The organism is Sphingomonas sp. HT-1, from assembly GCF_048568905.1.
Taxonomy (GTDB): Bacteria; Pseudomonadota; Alphaproteobacteria; order Sphingomonadales; family Sphingomonadaceae; genus Sphingomonas.
The window spans coordinates 3,117,889-3,130,555 of the sequence record NZ_CP183770.1 but is presented as its reverse complement, the minus strand read 5'-3'; the positions used below and the strand labels follow the sequence as shown (position 1 = coordinate 3,130,555).

At 66.5% G+C, this 12,667-nt stretch carries 12 protein-coding genes; 10 read left to right on the top strand and 2 right to left on the bottom strand.

Annotated elements, in window-relative coordinates:
* Window positions 1-8: 8 nt before the first annotated feature.
* Window positions 9-2,876: a M16 family metallopeptidase gene (locus tag ACNFJ7_RS14555; RefSeq protein WP_019369780.1), complete on the bottom strand. Its 2,868-nt coding sequence runs from the start codon at window positions 2,874-2,876 to the stop codon at window positions 9-11.
* 126 nt (window positions 2,877-3,002) lie between these two features.
* On the opposite strand from ACNFJ7_RS14555, the gene ACNFJ7_RS14550 reads away from it, so the two are divergent.
* The 3 genes from ACNFJ7_RS14550 (at window position 3,003) to ACNFJ7_RS14540 (ending at window position 4,827) form a co-directional block, all read left to right on the top strand.
* Window positions 3,003-3,863, top strand: a complete 861-nt coding sequence (locus tag ACNFJ7_RS14550; RefSeq protein ID WP_019369779.1) for an aspartyl/asparaginyl beta-hydroxylase domain-containing protein — start codon at window positions 3,003-3,005, stop codon at window positions 3,861-3,863.
* A gap of 245 nt (window positions 3,864-4,108) precedes the next feature.
* Window positions 4,109-4,525: a VOC family protein gene (locus ACNFJ7_RS14545; RefSeq protein WP_019369778.1), complete on the top strand. Its 417-nt coding sequence runs from the start codon at window positions 4,109-4,111 to the stop codon at window positions 4,523-4,525.
* Window positions 4,522-4,827, top strand: coding sequence for a polyhydroxyalkanoic acid system family protein (locus ACNFJ7_RS14540; RefSeq protein ID WP_058805432.1), 306 nt, complete (start codon window positions 4,522-4,524; stop codon window positions 4,825-4,827). The genes ACNFJ7_RS14545 and ACNFJ7_RS14540 overlap by 4 nt, the downstream gene beginning before the upstream one ends.
* Before the next feature lie 44 nt (window positions 4,828-4,871).
* Here ACNFJ7_RS14540 and ACNFJ7_RS14535 read toward each other — a convergent pair whose 3' ends face one another.
* Entirely contained in the window at window positions 4,872-6,257 is a 1,386-nt protein-coding gene (locus ACNFJ7_RS14535) for a PQQ-dependent sugar dehydrogenase (RefSeq protein ID WP_019369776.1), read from the bottom strand.
* Window positions 6,258-6,389: 132 nt separating this feature from the next.
* On the opposite strand from ACNFJ7_RS14535, the gene ACNFJ7_RS14530 reads away from it, so the two are divergent.
* From ACNFJ7_RS14530 to sucD, 7 genes are all read left to right on the top strand, one after another.
* The gene (locus ACNFJ7_RS14530) at window positions 6,390-7,361 is read left to right on the top strand and encodes a C13 family peptidase (RefSeq protein WP_019369775.1); all 972 of its coding nucleotides are present in this window, start codon (window positions 6,390-6,392) and stop codon (window positions 7,359-7,361) included.
* A 36-nt stretch (window positions 7,362-7,397) separates the two neighbouring features.
* Window positions 7,398-7,973 (top strand): ATP-dependent Clp protease proteolytic subunit, encoded by a 576-nt coding sequence (locus ACNFJ7_RS14525; protein ID WP_019369774.1) that lies wholly within the window; start codon window positions 7,398-7,400, stop codon window positions 7,971-7,973.
* Between the two features lie 97 nt (window positions 7,974-8,070).
* Window positions 8,071-8,853 (top strand): succinate dehydrogenase iron-sulfur subunit, encoded by a 783-nt coding sequence (locus tag ACNFJ7_RS14520; protein WP_019369773.1) that lies wholly within the window; start codon window positions 8,071-8,073, stop codon window positions 8,851-8,853.
* 82 nt (window positions 8,854-8,935) lie between these two features.
* Window positions 8,936-10,048: a cell division protein ZapE gene (gene zapE / locus ACNFJ7_RS14515; protein ID WP_019369772.1), complete on the top strand. Its 1,113-nt coding sequence runs from the start codon at window positions 8,936-8,938 to the stop codon at window positions 10,046-10,048.
* A gap of 166 nt (window positions 10,049-10,214) precedes the next feature.
* The gene (gene mdh, locus ACNFJ7_RS14510; protein ID WP_019369771.1) at window positions 10,215-11,177 is read left to right on the top strand and encodes a malate dehydrogenase; all 963 of its coding nucleotides are present in this window, start codon (window positions 10,215-10,217) and stop codon (window positions 11,175-11,177) included.
* Window positions 11,147-11,740 (top strand): hypothetical protein, encoded by a 594-nt coding sequence (locus ACNFJ7_RS14505; RefSeq protein ID WP_019369770.1) that lies wholly within the window; start codon window positions 11,147-11,149, stop codon window positions 11,738-11,740. Before mdh ends, ACNFJ7_RS14505 begins: the two co-directional genes overlap by 31 nt.
* Entirely contained in the window at window positions 11,741-12,625 is an 885-nt protein-coding gene (gene sucD / locus ACNFJ7_RS14500) for a succinate--CoA ligase subunit alpha (RefSeq protein ID WP_019369769.1), read from the top strand.
* Window positions 12,626-12,667 lie beyond the last annotated feature (42 nt).

Here is a 12,667-nt window from a genome sequence, read left to right as displayed (position 1 = left end):
GGATCCGATTACTTCGCCGCCTTCTCCGGCAGCACCACCATCGTCCAATCCTTGTCGGGGCGCAGATAGGCGGCCGCCAGTGCCTGCAGCTCGCCGGGCGTGGTGAGCGCATAATCGCGCGCAAGGGTGCGCATGCCGGCGATCCGCGCCGGATCCTGGGTGCCGCCTTCGACCAGGTTCATCCAGAACATGTTGCCGCTCGACATGCGCAGCAGCTGCTGCTTGAGCGGGGTGAGCGCGCGGTTCAGTTCGTCCGCCTCGACCGGCTTGGCCACCAGGTCCGCCGCGATGTCGCGAGCGAGCTTGAAGAAGAAGGCGGTCTTGTCCGGCGGCACCATGCCCAGCGCGGCGATCTTGCCGCCGCCCGGCAGGCCTACCGGCCAGTCGTTCATCACATTGGGGGAATAGCTGACGCCGGCCTGGCTGCGGAGCTGATCGATCAGGCGATCGCGGAAGACCGCGGCGAGCACTTCCAGCTTGCGGCTTTCGGCGATCTTCTCGCTGCCGCCGCCGGTGGGCCAGGCGATCACCGCCGCCGCCTGATCGACGGCGCCGGTGTGCGTGCGCACCACCGGCGTGGCGACATGCGCGGGGAACCGCACCGCTGCGCCGCTGTCCGCCCCCGCCGCGCGCGGCTTGAGCGCGCCGAAGCTCTGCGCCACTGCCTTCACCGTCTCCTCGGCGCTCATGTCGCCGAAGATCGACACTTCGATCGGGCCGGTCTGCAGCAGCGGCTCCCACAGCTTGCGGAACGCTTCGGGCGTAAGCGCGGCCACTTCCTCGCGGCTGGGCACGCCCCAGCGCGGATCGCCGTCGTGCAGCAGCGAGTCGAGATCGCGGCTGAGCACCGCATCCGGCGAGGCGGACAGGCCGGCATAGGATGCGAGCGTCGCCGCCTTGGCGCGGGTGATCGGGTTGGGATCCCAGCCCGGGGCGGCCAGCTTGGTGGCGAACAGGCGAAGCTGATCGGCCAGGTCCTGCTTGTTGGTCTGCGCCTGGAAGACGAAGGCGTCTTCCTCGATATCGAAGCCCAGGCCGATCTGGCGGTTGCCCGTCAACGCGTCGAGCTCCTCCTGGCCGAACTTGCCGATGCCGCTGGCCATCAGCGCCGTGGTGCCGGCCCAGCCCGGGACACGACGATCGCCCGGCAGCGCCCGCAGGCCGCGCCCGAAGCGGATATTGACCCAGACCTTGCCGGTTTCCGACGTGTCCTCGCGCATCAGCAGCTTGACGCCATTGGCATAGGTGACCTGGTCGATCGCCAGATCGGGATCGAGCCGCTCGCGCTGCACGACCTTGCCGGGCGCGCCGATGCGGGGCAGCTGATCGAAGCGTACGTTGAGCGCCCGGCGCTTCATCGCCGCAGCCTTGACATCCGCCTGCAGCGCCGATGTGACCTTGCCGATCACATCCGGATCGGGCGCATGGGTGTTGACCAGCGCGCGCGTCGCGGTGCCTTCGAACACCTTGCGGGCCGAGGCCTGCACCGTGGCGGGCGTGAACATGCGCTTGGCGATCGCGCCCTTGAAGATCGCGTACGATCCCTCGGGCGTGGTCACGGTTTCGTTGATGTCCACCGCCTGGACGAGATCGTCCGCGATCGATACGCCCGATTCGACCGGCGCGGTGGAGATGCGATTGCGCATCGAGGCATCGATTTCGCCGAGCTCGCGATCGATTTCGGCCTGGGTGGGCGGCGCCGCCATCAGTTCGGCGGCGGTGGCGCGCACATCGCGCAGCGCGCTCTGCCAGTCGTCGCCATTGGGCAGCACGGTGAGCGTGGTGACGTTGGCCGACCGCGCGATATCGTCGAGATCGGCACCCGCAGCGATGAACGACGCGCCCGAACGCGCGCGCGATTCGAGGCGCCGGTTGAGGATGCGGATCGCCACCATGTCGATCATGCGCTTCTGGTTGAAGATCACCGTATCGGCGAGCACCGTCCAGGGCCGCACGATCGCCATCAGCGCAATCGGCTGCAGCGCCGGTTCGACGATGCTGGCAGCGATCGGGTGATCGGCCTCGGGCTTGCCGAAATCGGGCGTCTTGGGCGCTTCGCCCTTGCCCTGCCAGCTGGAGAAATGCTTGGCGATCATCGCTTCCAGCACCGCCGGATCGACATCGCCGATCGCAATCACCGTGGCGCGTTCCGGGCGGTACCAGCGATCGTGGAATTCCTGCACGCTGGCGGGCGTCGCGGCGTTCAGCGCCTCCACCGTGCCGATCGGCTCGCGATTCTCGATGGGCTGGCCCGCGAAGATCAGCTGATAGAGCGCATCCTGCATGCGCTTTTGCGGTGCCGGCTGCTCGCGCCCCTCGGCCAGCACCACCGGACGCTCGGCATCGAGCGAAGTCTGGGTGATCGCCGGTGCGGCCATCATGCCGGAAAGAATCTTGAAGCTTTCGTCCAGCCCTTGCGGCGTCGCATTGGGCAGATCGAGCTTGTAGGTGGTGCTGATGAACGTGGTCGAGGCATTGCTGTCCGACCCGAAGGTGACGCCCAGCCGCTGCCAGATGCGCTTCGAATCGCCATCGGACACATAGGCCGAGCCGCGGAAGCTGAGATGTTCGAGCAGATGGGCGAAGCCGCGTTCCGAATCGCGCTCCATCAGCGATCCCGCATTGATGTGCACCCGAATCGAGATCTGCCCCGGCGGCACGCCGTTCTTGCGTACCGCATAGCGCACGCCGTTGGAGAGCCGTCCGAACTTCCACTTATCGTCATGGACGAGGTCGCTGCCCTTGTAGAGCCACGGATCGTCGGCGGTCTGAACGCCTTCGGGGCGGCCCTGCGCCAGCACCGGAGCAGGCAATGTGGGCGCAGCAAGCGCGAGGAGAAGCAGGGCGAAGCGCGGCGTGCGCAGGAAAGACAGCATGAAGCCCTTTCTAGAGGCGAGTGGCGCGCCATGCCACCGGCAACCTTTCTGCCGGATGTACGCCACAAGAATCCATGGACCCGCCATGTTTTAGACCCAAGTGACGGCCTAGACCCGAAGGCGAAATTGTTGCGCCGCAGCACCGAAAACGGGCACGGCGCCAGAGTTGCGGGGAAGAAGCGCGTGGAATTTGCCACCAGCGAGGCGCCGATCGGGCCGCCGGCCGACAGGGCCGTCCTTTCCGATTCGGGGCGCGCGCGGCGCCCCCGGCCGCTGCTGCTGCGCTGGGGCAAGCATTTGCGCGGCACCTTCGATCGGCTGATCGCGGCATCCTCACTGGTCCCCAACGCGCCGGTGCTCGACATGCGCGCCTTTCCCTGGACCGCTGCACTGCGCGCCGATTGGGAAGCGATTCGCGACGAGGCACTGGCGGCGATCACGGCGCAACCCGGGGCACCTTCGCTCGCCGCAATTTCGCCCGATCACCGCGCGATCGCACCGATCGGCAAATGGCGAAGCCTGTTCCTGTGGGGCTATGGCTACCGCGTTGACGAAAATCTTGCCCGCTGCCCCCATACCTCCCGATTGATGGAACAGGTACCCGGCCTCAACAGCGCGATGTTCTCGATCCTCGCGCCCGGCACTCACATCCCGGCGCATCGCGGCGTCACGAAGGGGCTGATCACCTGTCATCTGGGGCTGGTGGTGCCGCGCGATGGCGATGTGCGGATGCGGATCGGCCGCCGCACGGTACGCTGGGCGGAGGGCGAGACCTTGGTGTTCGACGACACCTATGATCACGAGGTGTGGAACGACAGCGCCCATACTCGCATCGTGCTGCTGATCCAGTTCCGGCGGCCCCTGCGCAATCCCGGCCGCTGGGTCGCCGATACACTGCTGGGTGTGCTGCGCCGTTCGGCATTCGTGCAGGAGGCGCGCGCCAATCTGTGCCGCTGGCACCGGGGGGAGCAACTCGCCGAAGGGTAAGCTTCGGCTTGTTGATTGTACGCGAAGACGCGAAGGCGTGAATTCTTCCTGAGGCGCAGAGAGCGATCGCACCGCTGCTGGCCCGGCATCCTTATGCCGCGTTTGAAGTTCCGGTCGCTGTCGCGGCGGGTGCACCCCCTCTGCGGCTCCGCGCGAACCTCCTTCTTCGGGCCTTCGCGCCTTTGCGTGAAATCGAAAACGGCCGAACATTGTCCGCAAACCAGCACGGCGCTAAGCCGGACCCCATGCCACGCCCCTTCCATCTCGCCTTCCCGGTCCACGACCTCGCCGCCGCGCGCGCCTTCTACGGCGGGCTGCTCGGCTGCCCGGAGGGGCGCTCCTCCGCACAGTGGATCGACTTCGATCTGTTCGGCCATCAGATCGTCGCCCATCTCGATCCGACCGCGAAGCCGGTCGCGGCGACCAACCCGGTCGACGGCCACGACGTGCCCGTGCCGCATTTCGGCGTGGTGCTGACGATGGACGACTGGCACGCGCTTGCCGCGAAGCTGGAAGCGGCCGGGGTGGCGTTCGGCATTGCCCCGCACATCCGCTTCCAGGGTCAGGTGGGCGAGCAGGCGACGATGTTCTTTCGCGACCCCAGCGGGAACGCGCTGGAATTCAAGGCGTTTGCCGATGACGCCATGGTGTTCGCCAAATGACTCCACAGACCATCCAAGCCGATATCCCGCACCAGCTGACCCGCGCCGACGCGCGCACCCGCATCGATTCGAAGATCGGGCGGCTAGCGGACAAGATCCCTGGCGGGGCCACCGTGGAGCATCGCTGGGAGGGCGACAGCATGTTCTTCACCGTCGGGGCAATGGGCCAGACGGTGGCCTGTCGGCTCGACGTGGCCGACTCGCATGTCCATGTCGAAGTCGCGCTGCCTGGCATGCTCGCCCTGTTCGCGGGCAAGGTGCGCGACTTGCTGGTGACGCAAGGCCCCCGGCTGCTCGCCTGAATGCGCCCGCCTCTTCCCTGAGGGGAGAGGCGAACGGGCGACGGTCAGCGCGCCGCGCTCACCCGCCAGATCCTGTTGCCGACATCGTCCGCCACCAGCAACGCGCCGCCGGTGCCGACAATTACGCCGACCGGACGGCCCTGCGCCTCGCCCTTGGCATTAAGAAAGCCGGTGAGCACGTCCTGCGGCTTGGCATCGCGGTTCGGGAAACCGTTCTCCGCAAAAGGCACGAACACAACCTTATAGCCCGAGGGCGGCTTGCGGTTCCACGAGCCGTGCAGCCCGACGAACGCGCCGTTGGCATAGGCGTCGCCCAGGCGCGCACCGTCGGCGAACGTCAGGCCGAGCGGCGCGGTGTGTGCGCCCAGCGCGAAATCCGGGCGGCGGACATATTCGCGAAGGTCCGGGCGGCCGGGCTCGACGCGCTTGTCGACATAGCCGCCCCAATATTGCCAGGGCCAGCCGAAGAAGGCGCCCAGATCGACGCGGCTCAGATAATCGGGCGGCATATCCGAACCGAGCATGTCGCGTTCGTTCACCACTGCCCACAGCGCCTGGGTCTTGGGTTCGAAGGCCATGCCGTTGGCGTTGCGAATGCCCCAGGCGAAGATACGGCTGGTCTTGCGCTCGGGATCGACTTCCAGGATCACGGCGCGGTTGGTCGGCTGGGTTGCCGCCGTCGCCATCTGGCCGGGGCTTTCGGCGGTGTAGATCGGCCCTTCCTCTTCCAGCCCGCCTTCGGCGATGTTCGATGCCGATCCGACGCTGACATAGAGGCTCTTGCCATCCAGCGACGCGACCACGTTGCGCGCCCAATGGTTGCCGCCGCCGGGCAGCGCCAGGATCTTCTGCGGATTGGCGGCGATCTTCGTCTGGCCGTCGCGATAGGGATAGCGGACCAGCGCATCGGTGTTGGCGACATAGAGCCAGCCGTTCGCCAGCACCATGCCGTAGGGCGAGTTGAGGCCGGTGAGGAACGCAGTGCGCATATCCGCCACGCCGTCACCATTGCTGTCGCGCAACAGGGTGATGCGATTGGCGGAGGGCACGCCGGCGCCCGCCTTGTTCATCAGCAGGCCCATGACCCAGCCGGTGATCCCGCCGCCATCGCGCGGCGGCGAGTTGCTCTCCGCCACCAGGATGTCGCCATTGGGCAGTTGGTACATCCAGCGCGGATGATCGAGCTTGTCAGCGAATGCCTGCACCTTCAGGCCTGCCGCCGCCTTCGGCATCGCACCCGCTGGCCAGCCGACCGCCTTGGCGACGCCGACGGTGGGCACATTCTGATAGCGCGGATCGGTGATCTGCGGCACGCGGCCGGTGACGGCGGTCTCGCTCAGCGTTGCGATGTCCGGGCGGCCGAGCCAATACCAGGTGGCAGCGCCAGCAACGGCGAGCAGGGCGAAGACAATCAGAAGGCGCTTGAGCATGGCGCCAGCGATACGGTGCGGCGCCGGCGAAGCCAATCCGTTTCTGCGGCCGGCGCTTGACTTCGCATCCGCGCAGGCAAGGATGGCGGTTCACCTGTTCCGGGGGAAATTGCCCGAATGCGGTTGTGCCAAATGCGGTTCTGGCGTGTGCCTGCCCTGTTGCTCGCTTCGTTGGGCGCCCTGCCCGCTGTCGCCCAGCAACAACCGCCCGAGCACCGCACCGAATGGCCCGGCCTTGTCTCGGGCGACTCCGGAATCGATGGGCTGGAAAGCGGACCGGAACTCCAGCGAGGGCGCAGCCCCCAGGCCATGCTCGCCGAGCAGCGCCGGCTCACGGCGGCGCTGGCCGGGCTCCAGCCGGAGCGCAAGGGGGTGGTGGACGCCTATGTCGTGAGCGTTGCGCTGGACAGCGATCCCGTGTTCGCACGGGAGGCGCGCGAGAGCGCCCGGGTGCTCTCGCGCCGCTATGACGCGGAGGGGCGATCGCTGGTGCTTGCCGGCGCCGACGGCCGCGGCGCACCGCCGATGCCTGCCGGCAGCATCACTGCGCTGAGCCTGGCGCTGGCCCGAGTCGCGGAAGTGATGGACCGGAAACAGGATGCGCTGGTCCTCTTCGTCACCGCGCATGGCGCGCCCGATGCTGGCATCGCCTATCACGACGGCGACGAAGGCTTTGGCATCCTTTCGCCGGCACGGCTGGCGGCGATGCTCGACGGGCTTGGCATCCGCAATCGGCTGTTGCTGCTTTCTGCCTGCTATTCGGGCGCGTTCGTGCCTCGGCTGCTGAGCGATACCAGTGCAATTCTGACGGCCGCCTCCGCCGCGCGCACGTCCTTCGGGTGCCGGGCCGAGAATGACTGGACCTTTTTTGGCGACGCACTGATCAACCATGCGCTGCGTAAGCCGCAGCCGCTTGCCGATGCTGCAGCGGAAGCGCGCCAGACGATCATCGGCTGGGAACGCGCCGGCCGGCTCGATCCTTCGCATCCGCAGGTAACGATCGGCGATGGCGTTGCAAGCTGGCTCGGCCCATTGGAGGCGCGGATGCCCAAGGCCGCCACTACGCCCGTCGGCGCACCGGCGACCGATGCGCTGGAACCCTGACGCGGAACCCTGCCCCCGCTCGCCGGTTGGCGGCAGATGACCGAGACCCAGAGCCCGCTGCAGCGCTATCCGCTGCTCGCCACGCCGCATGTGCGACTGCAAGGCACCGTCGACGATGCGATGTACCAGCGCTTTCGCGAGCAGCTGCTGGGCGCGGACGGCGACGGGCCGTTGGTGGTGGCGCTCTCCACGCTGGGGGGCGATCCGGAAGTCGCCAGGCTGATGGCGGACGAACTCCGCCTGCTGCACGACCAGAGCGGCCGCGAACTGCTATTTCTGGGCAAGGTGGCCGTGTATTCGGCCGGAGCGACGTTCATGTCCGCTTTCCCCGTCGACAAAAGGTTCCTCACGCGCGGTACCCGGCTGATGCTGCACGAGCGGCAGATGCACTCGTCGCTGGAGCTATCCGGTCCGCTGCAGATGCTGCCGGCGATCCTGAAAGCCAAGCTGAACGAGATCGAGCATTCGATCCGTATCGAGGAAGAAGGGTTCCGGGCCCTGGTCGCGGGTTCGCGCATCGATTTCGAGGAGCTGCGCCGCCGCGCGCCCTATAACTGGTATATCGAGGCGCAGGAGGCGCGCGATCTGGGGCTGGTGCTCGACGTGATCTAAGTGCGGCGATCCAAAGGACACTTGCGCTGCGGATGCGAAAGGCATAGCTCGCCCCTCAAAGAGGCGTCGCGCCGAAGCGAAAGAGGAAGTTTCAGGAATGGCCGAATTCCGCCTGCCCAAGAACAGCCGCATCACCAAGGGCCAGGAGCACAAGGCGAGCCCCGATGCCAAGCGGGTCAAGAAGTTCAAGATCTACCGCTACGATCCGGACTCGGGTGAGAACCCTCGCTACGACACGTTCGAGGTCGATCTCGACGATTGCGGTCCGATGGTCCTCGACGCGCTGATCAAGATCAAGGGCGAGCAGGATTCGTCGCTGACCTTCCGCCGCTCGTGCCGCGAAGGCATTTGCGGATCGTGCTCGATGAACATCGGCGGCAAGAACGGCCTGGCCTGCACCACCGCGATCGAGGATGTGAAGGGCGAGGTGCAGATCACCCCGCTGCCGCATATGGACGTGATCAAGGACCTGGTGCCCGACTTCACGCACTTCTACGCACAGTACGCCTCGATCAAGCCGTGGCTGCAGACCGTCACCACCACGCCTTCGGGCAAGGAGCGGCTGCAGACCCCGCAGGATCGCGAGAAGCTCGACGGCCTGTACGAGTGCATCCTGTGCGCCTGCTGCTCGACCTCGTGCCCGAGCTATTGGTGGAACAGCGACAAGTTCCTCGGCCCGGCGATCCTGCTCCAGGCCTATCGCTGGCTCGCCGACTCGCGTGACGAGATGACCGGCGAGCGGCTCGACCAGCTGGAGGATCCCTTCCGCCTGTATCGCTGCCACACGATCATGAATTGCGCGAACGCCTGCCCGAAGGGCCTGAACCCGGCCAAGGCAATCGCCGAAGTGAAGAAGATGGCGGCCGAGCGCGTGCTTTGAGCGCAGCCGTTCCGTCGATACGATAATGCCGAGCTGCCGGGCACACCGCCCGGCAGCTCATTTTTTTGGTGAAGCCTCCTCCATGACCCGCCTTCTCGATCGGTACCACGCCCTCGTCTCCGCAGGCGAGCTTCAGCCCGATCGCGAACAGGAAGCCGCCGCCGCACGGCTGGATGCGCTGGCAGAGGAACTGCAGGCGGCGCCCCGCAAGGGGAGCGTGCTGTGGCGGATCACCGGCCGCAAGCCGGCGGTGCCGCGCGGACTGTACCTCTGGGGCGGGGTCGGCCGCGGCAAATCGATGCTGATGGACCTGTTTTTCGACAGCCTCGACATCCGTCGCAAACGCCGCGTCCACTTTCACGAATTCATGATCGAGGTGCACGAGCGGCTGAATGCCGAACGGCAGAAGGACACCCCCGATCCGGTGACCGCCGTCGCCGACGCCCTGGCCGGCGACATCCGTCTGCTCGCGTTCGACGAGCTGGTGGTGAACAACCCGCCGGACGCGATGATCCTGTCGCGGCTGTTCACGGCGATGATGGCGCATGGGCTGACGGTGATCGCGACGTCCAACCGCCCGCCCAGCGATCTCTACAAGGACGGGCTCAACCGCGAGCTGTTCCTGCCGTTCATTCAGTTGATTGAAGAGAAAATGGACGTGCTCACGCTCAACGGGCCCGTCGATTACCGGCGCGATCGGCTGGGCAGCGTAGAGACCTGGTTGGTGCCGAACGGGGCGGAGGCGACCGCCTCGCTGTCCGCCGCCTTTTTCCGCCTGACCGACTATCCCGTCGAGGACCGCGCGCGCGTGCCCGCCTGTGCGGTGCCGATCCCGGGGGGACGCGAGATCCAAGTGCCGAAATGCGTTAAGGGCGTGGCGGTATTCTCGTTCAAGCGGCTGTGCGGCGAGGCGCGAGGTGCCCCCGACTATCTGGCCATCGCTCGCCGTTTCCACACGGTCATATTGGTTGGCATTCCCAAGCTCGGGCCCGAGAATCGCAACGAAGCGGCGCGTTTCGTAACGTTGATCGACGCCTTGTACGAGAACAAGGTGAAGCTGCTCGCCGCCGCCGATGCGCCTCCGGAGCAGCTTTATGAGGCGGGGGACGGGCGCTTCGAGTTCGACCGGACGGTCAGCCGCCTGCTTGAGATGCAATCGGATGCCTATCTGGCCAAGGGGCATGGCGCCAGCTGAACCCGCGCAAATGCGTATTATTGCTTCTGCGAATTAGTTGCAAAAATAATCCCGACCAGAAGCTGAATCCCGGGTTGCAGCCACGCTATTATAGGCCTATCCCGCCTCCGCTTCCGCGGCGTGCCGTTGCGCGACCGCTTTGCTTGGATCCAACCAAGGAGATTCCATGGCTCGCAAGAAGATCGCGCTGATCGGCTCCGGCATGATTGGCGGTACGCTCGCGCACCTCGCCGCCATCAAGGAACTGGGCGACATCGTCCTGTTCGACATTGCCGAGGGCACCCCGCAGGGCAAGGCGCTCGACCTCGCCCAGTCCGGTCCGGTCGAAGGCTTTGACGCCAACCTCAAGGGCGCGAACAGCTATGAGGACATTGCGGGCGCCGATGTCTGCATCGTCACCGCCGGTATCCCGCGCAAGCCGGGCATGAGCCGCGATGATCTTCTCAAGACCAACCTGGGCGTGATGAAGGCCGTGGGCGAAGGCATCGCCCAGTATGCGCCGGATGCGTTCGTGATCTGCATCACCAACCCGCTCGACGCGATGGTGTGGGCGCTCCGCGAATTCTCGGGCCTGCCGCACCAGAAGGTCGTCGGCATGGCCGGCGTGCTCGACTCGGCGCGCTTCCGCCACTTCCTCGCCGAAGAATTCAACGTCTCGGTCGAGGACGTCACCGCCTTCGTGCTCGGCGGCCACGGCGACACCATGGTCCCGGTGATCGAATATTCGACCGTCGCCGGCATCCCGGTGCCCGACCTGATCAAGATGGGCTGGTCCACCCAGGAGCGCATCGACGCCATCGTCGCGCGCACCCGTTCGGGCGGTGGCGAGATCGTCGCGCTGCTCAAGACCGGTTCGGCCTATTATGCGCCCGCCACCAGCGCGATTGCGATGGCCGAGAGCTATCTGAAGGACAAGAAGCGCCTGCTGCCGTGCGCCGCGCACCTGACCGGCCAGTACGGCGTCGACGACCTGTATGTCGGCGTGCCGATCGTTATCGGCAAGGATGGCGTCGAGCGTATCGTCGAGATCGAACTGAACGCCGCCGCCAAGCAGAACTTCGATGTCTCGGTGGACGCGGTCAAGGAACTGGTCGCCGCATGCAAGTCGATCGAACCTTCGCTCGGCTGATCCTTTCCGCGCTTCTGACGGTGCCGGGCGCCGCTTCCGCGCAGGAAGCGATCGCCACGGCACCGACGGAGCCGGTGGAGCTGTTCCGTGCCGTGTGCATGGGCGGCGCCGCCCGGCTGACTCGTGGCATGGCCGAACCGGCAAGCTATGCCACCCTGCCGCTCCCGGCGCAGCGCGCGCTGGGCGAATCGGCGGAAGCAGACGCGGCCGCGGCGTTGAAGGCGACTGTCCCGGCGGCCGCACGCGTGCCCAACACGATCTATCGGATCGCCGGCGGCAACACCTATCTGTTCGTACCCAAGGCCGGCACCAATGCCGGCATGATCGCCGATTCCTGCCTGGTCCTGTGGCTGAGCAGCGGCGAAGACTATCTTTCGGCACGCAAGATCGTGCTGCCGGGCGAAGCAAAGGTGCCGCTGTATGCACGCCCCGCTTCAAAGCCCGACGGCGCGACTTTCGTCGCCGCTTCGTTCGGCACGACGCAATATACGCTCGCCACGTTCGGCGGCTGGATTGCGCTGCGCTCCTACACCCCTCCCAGCGACCCGGAAAAGGCGAACTGAATGAGCATCCTCGTCGACAAGAACACCAAGGTCATCGTCCAGGGGATGACCGGTGCCACCGGCACGTTCCACACCGAGCAGGCGCTTGCCTATGGCACGCAGATGGTCGGCGGCGTCACCCCCGGCAAGGGCGGTAGCACGCATATCGGCCTGCCCGTGTTCGACACGGTAGCCGACGCCAAGGACAAGACCGGCGCCGACGCCAGCGTGATCTATGTGCCGCCGCCCTTCGCGGCGGACTCGATCCTCGAAGCAATCGACGCCGAGATCCCGCTGATCGTCGCGATCACCGAAGGCATTCCGGTGCTCGACATGGTCAAGGTGAAGCGCGCGCTTTCCGGCTCCAAGTCGCGCCTGATCGGCCCGAACTGCCCAGGCGTGCTGACGCCGGGTGAGTGCAAGATCGGCATCATGCCGGGCTCGATCTTCTCCAAGGGCTCGGTGGGCGTCGTGTCGCGCTCGGGCACCCTCACCTATGAGGCGGTGTTCCAGACCACCAATGCCGGCCTTGGCCAGACCACCGCGGTGGGCATCGGCGGCGACCCGGTCAACGGCACCAACTTCATCGACGTGCTCGAGCTGTTCCTGGCCGACGAAGCCACCCAGTCGATCATCATGATCGGCGAGATCGGCGGCTCGGCCGAGGAAGAGGCCGCGCAGTTCCTGATCGACGAGGCCAAGCGCGGCCGCAAGAAGCCGATGGCCGGCTTCATCGCGGGCCGCACGGCCCCTCCGGGTCGTCGCATGGGCCATGCAGGCGCGATCGTTTCGGGCGGCCAGGGCGGCGCCGAAGACAAGATCGCGGCGATGGAAGCCGCCGGCATCCGCGTTTCCCCCAGCCCCTCGCTGCTCGGCGAAACGCTGATGGAAGTGCTCAAGGGCTGAATTTGCAACGGTAGCGCTCCTATATAGGTGGGAATGGGAGCG